Source organism: Mesorhizobium sp. M6A.T.Ce.TU.002.03.1.1, assembly GCF_003997275.1.
Taxonomy (GTDB): domain Bacteria; phylum Pseudomonadota; class Alphaproteobacteria; order Rhizobiales; family Rhizobiaceae; genus Mesorhizobium; species Mesorhizobium mediterraneum.
The window spans coordinates 75,484-93,281 of the sequence record NZ_RZTI01000003.1 but is presented as its reverse complement, the minus strand read 5'-3'; the positions used below and the strand labels follow the sequence as shown (position 1 = coordinate 93,281).

At 61.5% G+C, this 17,798-nt stretch carries 16 protein-coding genes; 10 read left to right on the top strand and 6 right to left on the bottom strand.

What is annotated here, in order from left to right:
• Window positions 1-2: 2 nt before the first annotated feature.
• Window positions 3-1,430, bottom strand: coding sequence for a coniferyl aldehyde dehydrogenase (locus tag EOC93_RS02030; protein ID WP_127203717.1), 1,428 nt, complete (start codon window positions 1,428-1,430; stop codon window positions 3-5).
• 97 nt (window positions 1,431-1,527) lie between these two features.
• Here EOC93_RS02030 and EOC93_RS02025 point away from each other — a divergent pair, with 97 nt between their 5' ends.
• Window positions 1,528-2,139 (top strand): TetR/AcrR family transcriptional regulator, encoded by a 612-nt coding sequence (locus tag EOC93_RS02025; protein ID WP_095486439.1) that lies wholly within the window; start codon window positions 1,528-1,530, stop codon window positions 2,137-2,139.
• A gap of 58 nt (window positions 2,140-2,197) precedes the next feature.
• On the opposite strand, the gene EOC93_RS02020 is transcribed toward EOC93_RS02025, so the two are convergent.
• The 3 genes from EOC93_RS02020 to EOC93_RS02010 all read right to left on the bottom strand — a co-directional run bounded on the left by EOC93_RS02020 (window position 2,198) and on the right by EOC93_RS02010 (window position 4,971).
• Window positions 2,198-3,091 (bottom strand): NAD(P)/FAD-dependent oxidoreductase, encoded by an 894-nt coding sequence (locus EOC93_RS02020; RefSeq protein WP_245329927.1) that lies wholly within the window; start codon window positions 3,089-3,091, stop codon window positions 2,198-2,200.
• 120 nt (window positions 3,092-3,211) lie between these two features.
• Window positions 3,212-3,685 carry a DUF2269 family protein gene (locus EOC93_RS02015; RefSeq protein ID WP_095486437.1) on the bottom strand — a complete coding sequence of 158 codons (474 nt, stop codon included), beginning with the start codon at window positions 3,683-3,685 and terminating at the stop codon, window positions 3,212-3,214.
• Window positions 3,685-4,971, bottom strand: a complete 1,287-nt coding sequence (locus EOC93_RS02010; protein WP_095486436.1) for an SDR family oxidoreductase — start codon at window positions 4,969-4,971, stop codon at window positions 3,685-3,687. The genes EOC93_RS02015 and EOC93_RS02010 overlap by 1 nt, the downstream gene beginning before the upstream one ends.
• Before the next feature lie 104 nt (window positions 4,972-5,075).
• Here EOC93_RS02010 and EOC93_RS02005 point away from each other — a divergent pair, with 104 nt between their 5' ends.
• Window positions 5,076-5,303 carry a DUF2934 domain-containing protein gene (locus EOC93_RS02005; protein WP_245329926.1) on the top strand — a complete coding sequence of 76 codons (228 nt, stop codon included), beginning with the start codon at window positions 5,076-5,078 and terminating at the stop codon, window positions 5,301-5,303.
• Between the two features lie 220 nt (window positions 5,304-5,523).
• On the opposite strand, the gene EOC93_RS02000 is transcribed toward EOC93_RS02005, so the two are convergent.
• Both EOC93_RS02000 and tssH read right to left on the bottom strand, forming a co-directional pair.
• On the bottom strand, window positions 5,524-5,742 hold the full coding sequence (locus EOC93_RS02000) for a hypothetical protein (protein WP_095486434.1): 219 nt from the start codon (window positions 5,740-5,742) through the stop codon (window positions 5,524-5,526).
• Window positions 5,743-5,867: 125 nt separating this feature from the next.
• Window positions 5,868-8,618, bottom strand: a complete 2,751-nt coding sequence (tssH, locus tag EOC93_RS01995; RefSeq protein ID WP_127203716.1) for a type VI secretion system ATPase TssH — start codon at window positions 8,616-8,618, stop codon at window positions 5,868-5,870.
• Window positions 8,619-8,952: 334 nt separating this feature from the next.
• Between tssH and tssA the strand changes: the two genes are divergently transcribed.
• The 8 genes from tssA to tagH are packed head-to-tail and all read left to right on the top strand — an operon-like array spanning window position 8,953 to window position 17,795.
• Window positions 8,953-10,128: a type VI secretion system protein TssA gene (gene tssA / locus EOC93_RS01990; protein ID WP_127203715.1), complete on the top strand. Its 1,176-nt coding sequence runs from the start codon at window positions 8,953-8,955 to the stop codon at window positions 10,126-10,128.
• 6 nt (window positions 10,129-10,134) lie between these two features.
• Complete coding sequence (tssB, locus tag EOC93_RS01985; protein WP_127203714.1) at window positions 10,135-10,674, top strand: type VI secretion system contractile sheath small subunit; 540 nt, start codon at window positions 10,135-10,137, stop codon at window positions 10,672-10,674.
• A gap of 3 nt (window positions 10,675-10,677) precedes the next feature.
• The gene (gene tssC, locus EOC93_RS01980; protein WP_095486432.1) at window positions 10,678-12,183 is read left to right on the top strand and encodes a type VI secretion system contractile sheath large subunit; all 1,506 of its coding nucleotides are present in this window, start codon (window positions 10,678-10,680) and stop codon (window positions 12,181-12,183) included.
• A gap of 47 nt (window positions 12,184-12,230) precedes the next feature.
• Window positions 12,231-12,692 (top strand): Hcp family type VI secretion system effector, encoded by a 462-nt coding sequence (locus EOC93_RS01975; protein WP_127203713.1) that lies wholly within the window; start codon window positions 12,231-12,233, stop codon window positions 12,690-12,692.
• A complete protein-coding gene (gene tssE / locus EOC93_RS01970; RefSeq protein WP_095486430.1) occupies window positions 12,679-13,434 on the top strand; it encodes a type VI secretion system baseplate subunit TssE in 756 nt (251 codons plus the stop codon). Before EOC93_RS01975 ends, tssE begins: the two co-directional genes overlap by 14 nt.
• A gap of 1 nt (window position 13,435) precedes the next feature.
• Window positions 13,436-15,310, top strand: coding sequence for a type VI secretion system baseplate subunit TssF (gene tssF / locus EOC93_RS01965; protein ID WP_127203712.1), 1,875 nt, complete (start codon window positions 13,436-13,438; stop codon window positions 15,308-15,310).
• The gene (gene tssG / locus EOC93_RS01960; RefSeq protein WP_127203711.1) at window positions 15,274-16,341 is read left to right on the top strand and encodes a type VI secretion system baseplate subunit TssG; all 1,068 of its coding nucleotides are present in this window, start codon (window positions 15,274-15,276) and stop codon (window positions 16,339-16,341) included. The genes tssF and tssG overlap by 37 nt, the downstream gene beginning before the upstream one ends.
• Window positions 16,338-17,795: a type VI secretion system-associated FHA domain protein TagH gene (gene tagH, locus EOC93_RS01955; protein ID WP_127203710.1), complete on the top strand. Its 1,458-nt coding sequence runs from the start codon at window positions 16,338-16,340 to the stop codon at window positions 17,793-17,795. The genes tssG and tagH overlap by 4 nt, the downstream gene beginning before the upstream one ends.
• The last annotated feature ends 3 nt before the right edge of the window (window positions 17,796-17,798 follow it).

Below are 17,798 nucleotides of genomic sequence, written 5' to 3'. Positions count from 1 at the left end.
GATCACCGGAGCATCACGTTGAGGATGGTATCGATCGGCTGTCTGAACGGGGCGTGGAGCAGGTTGGAGAGGTTCCAGCGACCCTGCTCATAGATCCCCTTGGCATGGCTGAGGGTACGGAAACCCTCGACGCCGTGGTAAGCGCCCATGCCGCTGGCCCCGACGCCGCCGAAGGGCAAGTCATCCTGGGCGATGTGCATGATCGTCCCGTTGATAGTGACGTTGCCGGAGATCGTTCGGCTCAGCACCTTGCGTCGGTCTTCGTCATCGGCGCCGAAGTAGTAGAGCGCGAGCGGCCGGGGCCGGGCGTTCACATAGGCGATCGCTTCTTCAACCTCGCGGTAGCGAAAAATCGGCAGGATCGGGCCGAAGATCTCCTCATGAGCGATGCGCATGTCTTCTGTGACGCCGAGGACGACGGTTGGCGGCAGCGTGTTGGCGCGCATAGACGCCTCACCGGGCCGATTGCCGACCTCGATGATCCGCGCTCCTTTGGAACGGGCATCGTCGATCAGGCCCTGGAGCCGGGCATAATGCCGCTCGTTGATGATGGAAGTATAGTGTTCACTCCTCGGCCCGTCCGCATAGAAGGACGCCACTTTCCGATCATACGCCCCGACAAACGAGTCGACGTCGTTTTCGTGGACGAGTGCGTAATCGGGGGCGATGCACGTTTGACCGGCGTTGAGCAGCTTACCGAAAGCAATGGACGCCGCCGCCTGGTCAAGGGAGTGACCTTTGGCGACGATGACCGGTGATTTGCCGCCCAGTTCAAGGGTGACCGGTACAAGGTTCTCGCTAGCGGCCTTCATCACCGACCGCCCCACCGCGGTGCTGCCCGTGAAGACGAGATGGTCGAACGGCAAGGCAGAGAATGCCGCCCCCGCGGCCGCATCGCCGGTCACGATCGCGAACTGGTCCTCGGGGAAGACCTCGGCCAGCATCTTCGCGAGCAGCGAATTGGTGACCGGTGTAAACTCCGAAGGTTTCAGCATCACGCGGTTTCCGGCGGCGATGGCCGTTACGACCGGCATCAGCGCGAGGTTCACCGGATAGTTCCACGGCGACATCACGCCGACGACGCCAAGCGGCTGATATTCGATGCGGGCGTTGCCGATCCGCATGTGCAGAGCAACGTGGCGGCGGGTCGGCGCCATGAATTTGCGGAGATTGCGGATCAGATACTTCGTGCCCTCGGCGACCGCTGCAACCTCCATGATCGCCGTTTCGTGCCTCGAGCGATGCCCGAAATCGGTATTGATGGCATCTTCGATCGCTTTGCGGTGCCCGATTATCGAGGCCCTGAACTTGGCCAGATCAGCGCGTCGCTGCGCCAGCGAAGGCGCTCCGTCATGCAGGAAGGCAGCGCGCTGGGCCGCGAGGAGACTGCCCAGCCGATCAGCGTCGGCAATTTTTGCGATTGCGTTCATGGTCCACTCCGATGTAGACAGGAGAAACTTACGCCCTCGACATAGCCCCTTAAGTAGCCACTGTCAACAATGTATTCACAAGAAACTTTGAGGTACCATGCAGGATGCACCCAACCGCCCCTATCACCACGGTGATCTCCGTCGTGCGGTTATCGAGACGGCGTTGGATATGCTTCGGGAGGAGAAAGGCTGGCAGTTCACGCTGCGGGAAGTCGCCCGCCGGGCTGGCGTAAGCCACGCGGCACCCTACAAGCACTTCCCCGATAAGGCGGCGCTGCTTGCGGAGATCGCCATGATTGGGTTCGACCGGTTGCGCGCGTCCCTAGCGGCTGCGACGCCAAAGGCGGCCAAAACCCTGCGCGACGAAATTGCTCCGATAGCTCGTGCCTACGTCGCGTTCGGAACGGACAACCCCGCTCTCTACCGCCTGATGTTTAGCGCGGACGAGGGGAAAGCGGTGGGAATGCATCTCAATGAGCGGGCGCTGGCGGTATTCGATATTCTCCTCGAAATCCTCCGACGCGGCCAGGCCGCGGGGAGCATTCGCAAGCGGCCTATAGAAGGTCAGGCGGCAGCCGGCTGGGGGCTCATCCACGGCATGACCATGCTTGCGATCGATGGGCTCCTGGTGCCCGAGAAGGTGGGATCGGCCCCCTTGGATGCGGCATTGAGCACGCTGGTGGAAGGGCTAGGGAACCCAGCAACATGACACTAGCTGGCGCCATCCCGTTCGACCTATAATCCGCCTACCATACATCTGTGCCCCTTTATTCGTACCCGAGGGCAAAATCATTGTGAGCATCGGTCGCGGCTATCGCAGCCTGGCCGAAAGCCACTGCGATCTGGTTCAGGGCCTTGACGAGGTCGCCGATGGCATACACCCCCTCGACCGAGGTCCGCTGATGCTTGTCGACGACGACGTAGCCGTCGTCGCAGCATTTGACGCCCATTGCCAGCGCGAGTTCGGAACGCACTTGGCATCCCATCGCCGGATAGATGACGTCAAAATGGCGCACCTCGCCATCCTCGAGGAGGGCGTCGTAGCCGCTGTCGGCAGGAACAAACCTTTCGAACGCATCGCAAATGGCAATGTGTTCTTCCATCGCCACGCGCCGTGTGCTGACGGAAAAATCGGGAAGGTAGCGAGCGAGCATTGTGACGTGCTGCGTATACTGCTTGAGGAACATGGCCTCTCGCAGTGCCTTCGCCTCCTCTCCGATGACAGCGATCCGGTGATCGATCACCTCGTAGCCGTCGCAAACCGGGCATAGGCGTACGCTGCCTCCGGCGATGGCCTCGCGCAGACCCGGAATTGCAGGCACAAGGTCGACGATACCCGTCGCCAGGAATATCTTGCGGGCGACGATCCGCCCTGTGTTTGTCTCGGCGCCAAACCCGCCTACGGTCGGCTCGATCGACGACACCTGACCCTGCACCAGTGTCGCTCCGTATTTGTCGGCCTGCGCACGAAGCCGGTGCAGAAGATCGGCGCCGCTGATGCCTTCCGGAAATCCCGGACAGTTGCGGCTTTCCGCAATCAGCATGGCGCGCGCCTCATTCGCGTCCACCACGACGACCCGATGGCGGAACCTGCCGAGATAGATCGCGGCCGCCAGTCCGGCAGGTCCGCCGCCAACGATGAGAACATCCGCGTCAGTCACGGATGAGGCTGAATGTCGGCGTTTTCGCACGGATTGATCCATCCGCGCCGAACGGACTCATGGGAAAGAAGTTCCAGCGCCGAAAATCGAAAGCTGCGCGACATGTGCCGCGGCAAGGCGTTACCACTCGATCGTCGGTCGCGCGATCATCAGCCAGAAAATCCCGAGAACGGCAGCAAAGGCGGGAAAGCCAAAGGCGAACCACAGCCAGAAAAGCCTGATATACCGGGCCGGCAGCGGGTCCCCTGCTTTGGCGGCTTCGGACGCCAGATTGCCCATCTCCATCTGCATCCATACCACCGGCAGCCAGAACACACCGGTGAGGATGTAGAGCGCGATGGAAAGCACGATCCAGCCTTCGGAGAGCGAGTAACCCGCCAGCCAGGCGAGCGCGACGCCGGTGATCGGCTGCGCCACGACGGCGGTCGCCGTGAAGAGAAAATCGGCGATCACCACAATGCGCGCCACTGCCGCTATTGTTGCGGTGTTGCCGGTCCTGTGGGCGAGAAGCATGAAGAAGGCGATGCCGGCGCCGGTGCCAAGCAGCACGCTGGCTCCGATGACATGCAGGTACTTCAGCACGAAATAGAGCATCAGCGCTCCTCCAGGATCGCCAGGGCAACAAAATGAAGGACGATGATCGGCAAGACCTTCAGGAATGGCCCAAGCGGTTCGTTCCACAGGTCCGGGCGCAGGAAAGTGCCCACGATCAGATAGAACAGCGAGAGCGCAATACCAGCGTAGATGCCTTTTCGCGCCGTTGGCCGCCAGGCTATGAGTGCGCCGACGACGATGTCGGCGAGAGCGCCGGCGACCACGGTTGGCACCGACAACATACCAGCCCCTGTGCTTTGCATGAGGCTGATGCCGTTGCCGAAGCCAGTGGTCAGCGACACAATCCCCGTCATGATCCAGAAGAAGGGCAGGACGACAAAGATCGCAGGCTTGGTAAAATAAAGCCCGGCAAACCATTTTTCCTGCACTGTTGCCGGATTGAGCGCGAGGAATTGCGCCAAGCTCTGTGGCTGTATGCCGGTCAAGGAAATCCAGTCCGAGGGATCTCCGAGCGCCCCTCGTGTGATCTCCCTGGCGGCATTGGTGCGCATTGGAGGTCGCCAGCCGAGCATCGCGGCAAGATCGCCGAGGCGGTATAGAAGCCGCGCAACCCATCCCGGCAAGACAAATCTGGCTGCAGGAGCCCAGCCGAGCCAGCGGCGGAAAGTGCCGACAATCTCGTCCATGGTCAGCTGTTGGGGACCTGCAAGTTCCAGCGCCATACGAGACCGACTGCTGGGATTGAGAAAGAAGAGGACCGTCGAGACCACATCCTCGAGCTGCACGACCTGTAGCCGGCCGGTATCGGGCATTGACGGCAGAACCGGCAGCGAGGCCAGACCGCGAAACAACGCACTGGCCCCAAACACAGGCTGGCCAAGCACCACGGAAGGGCGAAGGATTATCCAGTCCAGATCAAGTGCCATCAGGGCCTGATCGCCGGCATATTTCGTCGCCGAGAATGACGACGGCTGTGCCCGATCCACACCCATTGCCGAGAAGTGGATCACCTTGGCAACGCCGGCCCGCGCGCAGGCGAGAAAAAGAGCCGCCGCCGCATCGCGATGAACTTGCCCCGTTTTTTCGCGAGGGCTGTCCTGCAAAACGCCGGCACAGTTCACGATGGCATCGATGCCGGCCAGATGCGGCAACCAATCTTCAGGGCGGAGCGCGGTCGCCACGTCCAGCACCAATGTCTGGCAATTGCGGGCCTCATTTGCCCGAGGGGTACGGACGACGCCGACCACCTCATGTCCTTCGGAAACGATGCGGGCGCAGACCGAAGCGCCGATCAGGCCGGTGGCGCCAACAACAAGGACTCTCATGGGATTCCGATCTCGGGTGCTGGAGGCATATTGTTCATTCTACTGTCCGAGAGCGCGGAACAAACCATCGATAGCGGGATTAGGACAGCACCAGGAGGTCTATCGTGGACAGGGAAGAGCGTATCAGGCGGCGAGCCCATGAAATCTGGGAGCGTGAAGGCCGGCCGCAAGGGCGGGAGCGCGAGCATTGGGATCAGGCCGTGCAAGAGATCGAGGCAGAGGGTTCCGAAGCAGAACGTGGTCCGGTCGTTCCCGACCCGACCGTTGGAGCCGGCTCCGATCCTGCACGGGCGACGCCAATTCCCGGAGCTAACGGCAAGCCGAAATCTTGACCGGCTGCTCGGTACGGAAAGGAAAATGCCCATGCCTCGTCTTATCGCCTTGGGCGTGATCGTAGTGGCGGTACTCTTCATCGTTTGGCTATGGGTCGACCAGACCGGCCGGACCAGCGACGGAACACAGCCTGCGCCCCATGCAATAGACCAAGACGGATGACGACGGTACTCCATTCCGAACAGGACCTGCTAGGTTCGCAATTAACGCGATCCTCGCCTAGTTCGAGGGCGCTGGATCCTCATTCCTGTACTCGTGAATGAGGCCAAGGATTTGCGACCGGACCAACTCACGAGCCTCGGGCTGAACGAACGGCATCAAGAGTTCGACCCGCTCCTCGATCTTCTCGGGAAGATCCGCAGCAGGATCGATGAGGTCGTTACCGTGCGCGTAAAGATTGTCCGTCAGCTTTTTGTCGAGATCGGAAAAAATGCCCATTCATCTGCTCCAAGCAGCTTCTCTGCGTCAATTGATAGGCTGACGATTTGTTCCCGGGGTGGCCGGTAACAAAGCTGTTTCTCCGACCGAAACGCTGGGGCTAGAGCGACAGAATTGCTCCTGACCTATTCGAAGGAATAGGTGAAACCTCCTTCGGAGGCTCCGACAGTCACCTTCGTCATTTTTTCGCCATCGAGCGACCGGTTCAGCACCCCGCGGCTCAGTTCCGGCAGAAGCGTGTTTGTCAAAATGGCGTCGATCATTCGCCCGCCGGATTCGATCTCGGTGCAGCGGGCCTTGACGAGATCCATGACACCGTCACCGATCACCAACTCGGCATCGTTGCTTGCACGCAACCGGTGGGCGATCTTGGCGAACTGATGGCGGGTGATCGCTTCGATCATCGTGTCCGAGAGCGGGTAGTAGGGGATGGTTACCACCCGGCCAAGGAAAGCCGCGGGGAAAACCTTCAACAGCGGCGAGCGTAACGCTGTGTCCAGATCGTCGAGCCCCGCCCGCACCGTGCCGCTTTTGGTCCGGTCCATGATGACTTCGGAGCCGACATTCGAAGTAAGCAGGATCAGTGTGTTTTTGAAATCGATCCGTCGGCCCTCGCTGTCGTCCATCATCCCCTTGTCGAAAACCTGGAAGAAAATCTCGTGCACGTCCGGATGCGCCTTTTCGACCTCGTCGAGCAGGATCACCGAATAGGGCTTTCGCCGGACCGCCTCGGTCAGGATGCCGCCCTTGCCGTAGCCGACATATCCGGGCGGCGCGCCCTTCAAGGTAGAGACCGTATGCGCCTCTTGGAACTCGGACATATTGATCGAGATGAGGTTCTGCTCGCCGCCGTAGAGCGTCTCGGCCAGGGCCAGCGCGGTCTCGGTCTTGCCCACGCCAGATGGACCGCAGAGCAGAAAGACCCCCACTGGTTTTTCGGGCGCACCGAGCCCGGCGCGGCTGGTCTGCACGCGCTTGGCAATCATTTCCATGGCGTGATCTTGACCGACCACGCGCTCGGCCAAGGTCACGGCGAGCCGCAGCGCCTTTTCGGTCTGGCTCGACAGCATCCTGCCAGTGGGAATCCCAGTCCAGTCCTGGACCACGGCAGCCACGGCGTTGCGGTCGACTGACGGCAGGATCAGCGGCGTCTCACCCTGCGCTTCGGCCAGTTCGGCCATCAGTTCCCGCAGCCGCGCGAGGTCAGCAGCCGGATCGGGTGGAGAAGGACCGGCAGTGGCCGTTGCACCCTCATCGGTTTCAGGCGTTTCGATCTCAGGCGCATCGGCGCCTGCTGTTTCGACGACCGCCTCCGGGCTCTCCACTGCATCGAGCGGCACACCCTCGCCGCGCAGCCTGGCGCGCAATTCGAGTATCTCGCCAACCAGCGCCTTTTCCCGATCCCAACGTTCCTGCGCAGCGGCAAGCGTGCCTTCGGTTTCGGCAAGCCCGACGTCGACCCGAGCCTGCCGGTCGGTCACCTCGATACCAATCGCTGCCTCGCGGCCAATGATGCCGCGCTCGACCTCCAGCGCCTGGCGGCGGCGCATGATATCCTCCACCTCGGCAGGGGTGGCATGCTGCGAAATGGCGACACGGGCGCAGGCGGTGTCGAGAAGGCTCACGGCCTTGTCCGGCAGTTGCCGCGCCGAGATGTAGCGGTGGGACAGGCTGACCGCCGCCTCGATCGCCTCATCGAGTATCTGCACCTTGTGGTGCTGCTCGAGGACACCGGCCACACCGCGCAGCATGAGAACAGCCACCGCTTCCGACGGCTCATCGATCTTGACCACCTGGAAACGGCGAGTCAGCGCAGGGTCTTTCTCGATGTGCTGCTTGTATTCGGCCCAGGTCGTTGCGGCGATCGTGCGAAGCTCACCGCGCGCCAGCGCCGGTTTCAGCAGATTGGCCGCGTCACCGGTTCCAGCGGCGCCGCCGGCGCCGATCAGGGTGTGAGCTTCGTCAATGAAGAGGATGACTGGCGTTTCTGAGGATTGAACCTCATCAATGACCGCCTTCAGCCTTTTTTCGAATTCACCCTTTACGCTCGCGCCCGCCTGCATCAAGCCAACATCGAGCATGCGCACGCTGACGCCCTGCAGTGTCGGCGGCACGTCGCCCTCGGCGATGCGCAAGGCAAAGCCCTCGACCACCGCGGTTTTGCCAACCCCGGCCTCGCCGGTCAGGATCGGGTTGTTTTGCCGGCGTCGCATCAGGATATCGACGATCTGCCTGATCTCCGGATCGCGCCCGACGACCGGATCGATCTTGCCGTCGCGGGCGCGCTGGGTCAGGTCGGTCGCATACTTCGCCAGCGCCGAATCCCCGCCCGGAGCCCGCCGCGGTGTTTCGGCGGCGGGAGCTGCCGCGGGGGAGCCGGCCTCAAGCGATCCGCCAGTCACCTCGGCGAAACGCGCGATGACCGCGTCGGCATCGATCCTGTCGAACTCGCCGCTGATCTTTGACAGCAGCCCTTCCAGCACCGGCGTCTTCAGGCAGGCGAGCAGAACATGCGCACTGCGCACTTCCTTCACGCGGAACTCAAGCGTCGCCAGACTCCAGGCTTCCTGGATGGCGTGAAAGATATGATCCGAAAATTCCTCGATCGAAGTGGCGCCATAAGGCAGCTTGTCGACGGCGCGGGTCATATCGCTGGCTAGGCGGCCCATATCGACGCCGACGTCGGCAATTATCAGTTGAACGTCGCAACGGTCGGAAAGCACCAGTTGTTCGATGAAGTGGACGAGCTCGACGTAAGGGTTGCCGCGAAGCTTCGCTGCTGCGGCAGCTGAGGCGAAGGCCCGCTTACCCGTCAAGTTCAGCTTGTCGACCAGTTCCTTGCGCTTGACGCTCTGCGACGACCGGCGCTGTTCCATCGAACTTGCTCCTGCGATCTGCCAGTCAATAAACTGCCACATAAGCAGCAACTTGACAAAGCGCGTTATCGACGGGGCGACTGGGTGTTCGATTCAGTGGACTTCTTCCGTCCCAGCAACACCCACGCCATCGGCTACAAACAGCCATGGAATGCCCACTTCTTTGCGATGCATTGACATAAACGGTTCGATAACTGCGCCACCGATTTCGGACTCCGGGGCCTGGCTTGCAAGCTCCCATTAAGTTTGAGCAGCAACTAAATTGTGGTAAAGTGACGCAGTGTGATAACGTTGGTTACGCATGGGTCTCAGGGGCCGCTTGCTGGGGGTTGGTGTGATTGATCTCGCACTCTGGCTGAATCTGCTGGACGGTGAAAATCCGTCAGGGGAGGATTTGCGCAACGATCCAGCCTTTCATGAGCTGGAGCGTCTCACCGAGCCCCAGGTCAAGGTCGTCCACGGCGGGCACAACAAGCCCTCGGCGGAGAGCACCATTCCGGTCGACTGGCCTGCCATCCTCGACAAGGCGGAGGAATTGCGTGCGCGTGGCCGGGATTTGCGCCTGCTTGTCATTGTCACACGCGCGCTGGCCAATGAGCAGGGGCTCGCCGGGCTCGCGCATGGTCTGATCCTTATTGCGCGGACCTTGGATCAGCATTGGGAAACCATGCATCCGGCCCTGCGGCCCAATGCTTCACCACGTGACGCCGCCTTGCGTCGTATCAACGCCCTGCTCGACCTCCAGAATGGCCAGGACGGGCTGCTGGCGGACTTGCGGCGAATGACGTTCTTTTCCCCGCGCACTATCGGACCGATCAGCGGTCACGATCTGGAACAAGGTGCGCTCGACGAACGTGTCATGCTTCTGGAAGCGGCTTCAGGATTGAATGCGGCCGAAAAGGCAACGCTGGTCAGCGCGCATGGTCAACTTCTGAACCGGGTGCATAGTGGATGCGCGGCACAGGCCGATCAAGCCAATGCGGAGATGATGGCGCTCATCGCCGACGCCCAAGCGGCGATCACGGCTCTTGATGCGGTCGAGACGGCTCTCAACGCTAGTCTAGAGGGCGGCGGCGCCGCTGTCCCGGAATTGAAACGGTTTCTGCAGCGCTTGCTGTCGACCCTCGAACGGAATTCGGTAATCGAGGCTGCGACGAACGGCGCGGCGAAGCCGGCCCCCACGACAGCAGATCCGGAAATGCCTGCTCGGAACGGTCACGGAGCGGATCCTATGGCAAGTATGGCAAGTTACGCGGAACCGAGCACCGGGCTCCCTGATCGGATTTCTTCGCGCGACGACGTCGTCAAATGCCTCGACCTCGTCGTCGCCTTCTACGACCGCACCGAACCGTCGAGCCCGATCCCGCACCTCGCCCGCCGCGTGCGCCGCATGGTGCATATGGATTTTGTTGAACTGATGGAAGATCTCGCCCCGTCGGGGCTGAAGGAATTCCGGCTTCTTGCCGGCGTTCCCGATGCAAAGAAGACGGCCCAGAAGGATGAAAGGTAACGAGCCATGGCAGCCGAAAGTAAAGCGAAGGTCATCGAACGGAATCGCGCACCGCGCGTGCAGATCGCCTATGACGTGGAAACCTACGGCAGCCCGACGACGATCGAATTGCCGTTCGTCATGGGCGTGATGGCCGACCTTTCCGGCGCTTCACAGACCAGGGAAGCGATGAAGTCGGTACTGGACCGCTCCTTTGTCGAGACCGACGCGAACCGCTTTCCGAAGTTCATGGAGGCGCTTGGGCCCCGGGTGAAGGCGCGGGTGAAGAACACGCTGCCGCAGGCAGAGGGTGCCGAGCGCGACGAGGAACTGGCCCTTGATCTCACCTTCACCAAGATGGGCGATTTCGCCCCGGACAAGATTGCCGAGCAGGTTCCGCAATTGGCCGAAATCCTCAAGATGCGTCGTCAGCTCGAGGAACTGCTTGGCTTCATGGATGGCCGTGTCGACGCCGAAAAGCGCATCGCGCAACTTCTGAACAACGAGCCGCTGCTCGGCAAGATCGCCAACCAGGCATTGTCTGACGAAGACAAGGTTGAGGAGTAAGTCATGGCCGAACAGCAAAAGACCGCAGCCGTCACCGCCGAGGCGGAAGCCATCGACCTCGGAGAATTCAGCGGGCTCCTCGAGAAGGATTTCAAGGTCAAGAAGGACGACAGCGAGAAGCTGCAGCAACTCGTCCGCAATCTCGCGCTGGCGGCGCAGTCCCGTTCCGACACCACGACCATCTCGTCCAACGCGATCAAGTCGATCAAGTCGCTGATCGCAGGCATCGACAAGATGCTGACGACGCAGGTCAACGAGATCCTGCACGCGCCGGAAGTGCGTGAAATGGAAGGTACATGGCGCGGCCTGTGGTATCTCGTCAACAACACCGAAACGGATCAGAAACTGAAGATCCGGGTGATGAACATTTCCAAAGAGCAGCTCGCCGACACGCTGGAAGACTATGAAGGCCAGATGTGGGATCAAAGCCCGATCTTCAAGAAGGTCTACACGGACGAGTATTCGATGCTGGGCGGCGAGCCGATCGGCTGCCTGGTCGGCGCCTACGAATTCTCGAACCATCCGCGCGACGTCGGCCTGCTGCGCAATATGTCGGGTGTCTGCGCCTCCGCGCATACGCCGTTCATTGCCGCCGCTTCGCCGCGCCTGTTCCGCATGGACAGCTGGCAGGAACTGCCGAACCCGCAGGACCTGCAGATGATCGTATCGAACCCGGCCTATGCCTCGTGGCAATCGCTGCGCGAGAGCGAGGACGCGCGCTATATCGGCCTCACCATGCCGCGCGTGCTGGCCCGGCTGCCCTACGGCACCGACACCGTTCCGGTGAAGGGCTTCACCTTCGAGGAGGAGGTGGAGGGCGATCACAACAAATATGTCTGGATGAATGCCGCCTTCCCGATGGGCGTCAACATCAACCGCAGCCATAAGCTCTACGGCTGGGGCACGCAGATCCGCGGCGTCGAGAACGGCGGCACGGTGCTCAACCTGCCGGTGCACAGCTTCCCGACCGATGACGGATCGATCGCGATGAAATGCCCGACGGAGGTCGCCATCGACGACCGGCGCGAGGCGGAGCTCGCCAAGCTCGGCCTGATGCCCATCCTGCACCGGAAAAATACGGATCTCGCGGCGTTCATCGGCGCGCATTCGTTGCAGGACGACGAGACACGTGCCGGGCGGCTGGTCGATCCAGACGCACAGTCAAACGAGCGGCTAAGCGCCAACCTGCCCTATCTGTTCCCGGTTTCGCGCTTTGCGCATTACCTCAAGGCCATTGCGCGCGACAAGATAGGGTCGTTCAAGGAGCGGTCGGACATGCAGATCTGGTTGACCGAGTGGATCAACCGATACGTGCTGGCCAACCCGGCCTTTGCCGACGACAAGGCGCGCGCCAAGCGCCCGCTCGCTGCCGCTGAGGTCCAGGTGGACAGCGTGGAGGGGCGGCCGGGCTACTACAATGCTCGCTTCTATCTGCGCCCGCATTACCAACTGGAGGGCATCAACGCGTCGCTCCGGCTGGTGTCGGAACTACCGTCCGTAAAGTCTTAATTTGCAGCAACATCATCTGTTTTGTTTGAAAGCGCTGGAGAAAGACAATGCCAACATCAGTGAAAATCGACGGCTTTCTAAAGGTTCCGGACATCAAAGGGCCAAGCGTTCGAGACGGCCACGAAGATGAAATCGAAGTCCATGGGGTCGATTACAAGATTGTCGCGCCATACGATCCGAATTCGCTCTCACGCCGCGGTCGTGTGTCCCTCGGCATGATCAAGTTCACCAAGCACTATGACAAGTCGTCGCCCTATCTGAAGAAGGCGCTATTCGACAACAAGGCGCTGGACGAAGTTGTGTTCTCCGCACGCCGGACCATCGATGGGGAAACCAGCGACTACCTTGTCGTTACCCTGACTGACGCCTCGATCATGGAGTACGACATGTCGCAGGCCGAGGACGAGGAAGACCTGATCCAGGAGGAGGTCAGCTTCGCCTACAAGAAGATCAAGTTCGTCTATGACAAGGATGACGAAATCGAAATGGATGTCTATGTCGGCAAGTGAGGCCCGGCGGCCCGGCGCGGACAAGCTGCAGGTTACCGGCAGTTCGCGAGCGAAACGCGAAGCGGTCCAGCCCTCTCTTTGGGACCGCCTCGTCAATGACCTGCCGGGCGTGGCCTCGGAAATAGACGGGCTGCGCCAGGTCTTGCTCGACGAGCTTGGCGCGGACCGGCTGGACATCCTCATCGCAAGTACCACGCGGATCATCGACGCCGACGCCGAGCTCACATCCGATCAGAAGCGGCGTCTGCACCGCCTGATCTTTCAAACCCAACACCGCGCGGAGATCGAAAGCCGCGGCGTGGTCGTATCGGCCCGCGTCCTCAGGGAGGCCGTGCGACGTGACATCGAAGCTCTCTTCAATACCGAGCGCTTCGAAGCCGTTCCGCTTCTTTCAGATCTTGAAAACGAACAGTCCGCGGACAATCCGCCGTCGCTTGCCGATTTTCCGGAAGTGCGTCGAAGTGTGGTCAATTACGGCGTGCCCTCCTTCTCGGGCCGTTCGTCCCGCGACTTTGATCGCGAAACCCTGGCGCGCGAGATCCGTTCCATCCTTGCCACGTTCGAGCCACGTCTCAAGGAAAGCGCAACAAAGGTAACGGTGACCCTTGGTGACAAAAGTGTGGGCCTGAAGATCGAGATAGACGCTGTGCTGATCATGACGCCGACGCCGGAACGCATGCGCCTGCGCACCACAATCAATCTCGATAACGGCTTGGCCCGGACCGAATTTAGGGAAAGCTGAGATGGATCGCGTCTTCGTAGAATATTACGAGGAGGAACTGTCCCATATTCGCGGACTCGCGGCAGAATTTGCCGACATGCATCCGGCGGTGGCGCGCAATCTCTCGCTCGATACGGTCCCCTGCCCGGATCCGTATGTGGAGCGGCTGCTTGACGGCGTCGCCTTTCTCGCTGCGCGCACCCGGTTGAAAGTCGATGCCGAGCGCTCGAGGTTTTCACGCAGCGTCCTGGATGTCCTTTATCCCGATCTGGTTACGCCGGCGCCGGCAACGGCGATGGCAGTGCTGAAACCCGGACAGCAGGTCCAGTCGATGGTTGCCGGCCATGTCGTCAGGCGGAACACGCGGCTGGTGTCCGGTCTGCAACCCGGCCTGTCGACGCGCTGCACCTTCACCACAGCGCAGGAAATGACGCTGTGGCCGATAACCATCAAGTCGGTTAGTTATTTCCAGGATCGCAGCGGGTTGGCAGCGGCCGGCATAACACCGATCGGCGGCGTAGGCGGCGAGGCGGCGCTGCGTATCACGCTTGGTCGGGCCGGAAAAGGCAAGCTCGACGAACTGGCGCTTGACCGGCTCGATTTCTATTTTGCTGGGCGCACCAAAGCGCCATTGCTGTTTGACGCAATTTTCGGCGTCTGCTCGGCCGTTGGTGCACGAGCCGAAGGCAAGGCCAACCCCCTATCGCCGTTGCCGGCACCCGAAATGGTCGGCATCAGCGACGACGAGGCGTTGATGCCTCGTACCCGGCCGACATTCGAAGGGTACCGTCTGCTGCGTGAATATTTCATGATGCCCGAGCGCTTTCACTACGTGCGGGTTTCAGGACTGCAACCGGTCGTGCGCAGATGCGACGCCGGGATCGAAATCATCTTCATGTTCCGGCGTCCAGCACCCGAACTTGCCGATGTGACGCCGGCGGATTTCGAACTTTTTGCGACGCCGATCATCAACCTCTTCGAGCGTGACTGCAACGTCATCGAGCTTGATCCCCGCAGAACGCGGCAAGTGCTGCATGCCGACCGCACGCGGGCGCGGGACTTCGAAATCTATCGGGTGACCCGCGTCGAGGACGCCGATTCCGAGGGCACCGACGCCGAAATTCCGGAGCTCTTCAGCCTGGGGCAAAATCGCAACAATGGCTGGGTCTTTTCCACCGAACGGCGCCCTCGCCGGGCCACCGAAGATGAACGGCGCGACGGGTTGACCCGCACCTCATACACTGGAGACGACGTTTTTCTATCGATTTCACGGCCGGTCGGAAGCCCGGCGAACAGACCGCTGAAGCGTGTCGACATCATGGCGCTTTGCACCAACCGCGATCTGCCGATCCTCGACGACAACCCTACCTTGACGCTGGAGACAGGCGATCCGGTCGAAACGGTCCGGCTTCTCGGTGCGCTGCGTCCGCCCCAGCCGGCTATCCCGGCCGCCCTGCCCGCGGGCGCCGAAGGCGAATCCCGAGCCGACAATCTCGCCTGGCGGCTCGTGGCGCAGCTGGCGCTCAACTTTCTCAGCCTTGCCAAGGAAGGTCGTGGTGTCGATCCGCTGCATGCGCTGCTCGATCTTTATGCCGACCGGGGAGATCCGAGCCTCGCACGCAATGTGCACTCGATCGTTCGTATTGACTCGCGGTCCGTCATCGAACGGCTGCAGATCGATGGGCCGATGTGCTTCGGAAGGGGCACGGAAGTGACATTGCATGTGGACCAGTCGGTCCTGGCAGGGCAAAGCACATTGCTGCTTTCAGCCTTGCTTGCGCGGCTGTTTGCCCGCCACGCAGGAATAAACGGCTTTGTGCGGACCCGCACGCGGCTGCTGCAGAAGCAGGAGGATGTGCCATGGCCGATGACGCCCGGCAATCGCCACCTGATCTAGGCGAACTCGACCTGAACCGGGTCGAGGGGCTGTCTGATACGTTCGACTTTTTCGAGCTTTTGCGCCGGCTCGAACGCAGGGGTGGGCTGTTCGGCTATTCCGGCCACGCGGATCGCGAGCCGGCAAGGCTCGGGCAGCACGTGCGTCTGAGCTTTTCCGCCAAGGACGTGGTTGAATTCCGCGAAGCGAAGGACAAGACGCCGGCCCGGGTCACGATCGCGAATCTCGGGCTGATGGGACCGGAAGGCCCCATGCCGCTTCATTTGACACGCTGGGTACTCGATCGTCTGTCGCAGCGCTGGTTCACCGGCGCTGACGCACGGCAGACCAGCGACACGACGTTCGTGGACTTCGTCAATATTCTCCAGCACCGCATGATCGCCCTGTACTATCGGGCCTGGGCGGATGCGCATCCGGCGGTACAGGTCGAACGTGCGGTCGGCGGCCGGGTAAGGGCCATGCTTGAAGCCATGGCGGGAATCGGACTGCCCGGCACCCACAATCCCGATCTCGAAGCCGTGAAGCTTCGCCAGGCAGCATCGCTCGCCGGCCAGGTCGACGGCCCGGAGCGGCTGACGCTGTTCCTGGCGGAAGCGTTCAAGGTGCCGGTGCAGATCAAGGAGTTCGTTGCCACCTGGATGACCATCCCAGCATCGCTCCAGACCCGCCTTGCACAAGCTTATGCAGTGCTGGGTCGCGGGGCGACGATCGGCCCGCGCGTTTTCAGCCGCCAAAGCAGGATCGAACTCCGCGTCGGCCCGCTCGGGTATGAGGAGTTCAAAACGTTCCTGCCGGGCGGTCAACGTCTGAAAATGTTCAAACAGGCCGTTCGCGACATGGTTGGGGAATCGCTCGACGTCGATCTGCGGATCGTGCTCGCGCGTGAAGCCGTGCCGCAGCCCCGCATCGGAGCGGTACAGCTCGGCCGAACCACCTGGCTTGTGCGGCCTGCTGAAAGGGGCGATGCTGACGATATGCGGCTGCGGACAATTGTCGGATGGCGGCCGGAAATGGCGGGGGTCGCGGCATGAGTCTGCTGCTGACTCTGGAGCAAGGACCACGGACCCAGGCGGTACGGCAGACCCGACTGGACGAGGGTGAGCTGGTGATCGGCCGCAGCGCGGACGCAGGCTGGCAGATCGACGATCCCGACATGTTCGTTTCACGCGCCCATTGCAAGATCACCGGCGGGCGGGATGGATATTTCGTCACCGACACATCAAGCAGCGGGTTGTTCATAAACGACTCTGACAGTCCGCTCGGCGCTGGCACGTCGGTCCGTCTTCAAAACGGCATGCGGCTGAGACTGGGCGATTACATCGTATGCGTCGATCTGCAGACGCCGGTCGCTCAAGCACCAGCAACCAGCCAATCGGTCCCGGAACGGTCGCCGCCAGCATCACGAGCGCCGGTAAGCATCGGCCGCGATGATTTCTTTTCAGCCACGGTCGAAGAAGAGCCGCGACGACCGCGTCCCGCCGATCTGCCGAACCCGTTCGAGCAGCCGATTCCAGGAGCGTTTGAGCGCGCCAACCAGCGCAGTTCGCAGGCCTTCGACGACCCGTTCAGCCTCGACCCGGTATCAACGCCCGCGCCGAATGGCGCCGTCTATTCTGAACCAAGTGGTGCGCCAGGCCCCGCAGACCCATTCAGCCTCGATTCGGTGCCGTCCGGCGCAACCGAGGCCGCTTCAAAAAGGTCATCCGAATTTGATGACGATTTCGGTTTCGGGCCGGCCGCGTCGCCCGATTCGAGAAACGGCGCCAGCTCGACCGGTCAACGCAAACATCTCGCCGGAAGACCGCAATCGGCCGATCCCTGGGATTTGCCTGGCCAGGCGGCAGATATCCCTTCTCCGCCACGTGCTGGCGTTGCTCCCAAACCCGCCCCCTCCCTGGCAGCGGCACAACAGGCGAATACGGCCCTTCGCACCGCGTTCTTGCGCGGCATGGGCATTGAGGAAGCCGATTTTCCCGGACGCGACAGCGTCGCGGAAATGGAGAAGTTCGGTCGCGAGTATCGGCTCATGATGGAAGGCCTGATGCAGCTGCTGCGCAAGCGGGCCGAGGAAAAGGGAAACGCTCGCGTCGCCCAGACGGTGGTGGGAGCCTCTGAAGTCAATCCGCTCAAGTTTCTGCCGACGGTCGACGACGCCATCGTGACCATCATAGCGGAGCGCAGCCCCGGATTTCTGGCCGGCGAAGCGGCAATCGCGGATGCGGTCCGCGATCTCGCGCAACATCACGTGCGCGCCTGGCGAGGCGTGCAGTCGGCCTTGCGGCGGATGATTGACCGTTTTGACCCGGCAGCGATCGAGGAAGAGTTGAAATCAAGTTCAGCGATCGGCACCCTGCTTTCTGGCGGGCGCAGCGCCAAGCTGTGGGAGCTATACCAGAAACGCCATCGTGAAATCGCCCAGAGTGCGGAATCGAGCTTCCTCGGCGAAATCGGCGCTGATTTTCGGGATGCATATGAGGAGGAGTGAAAA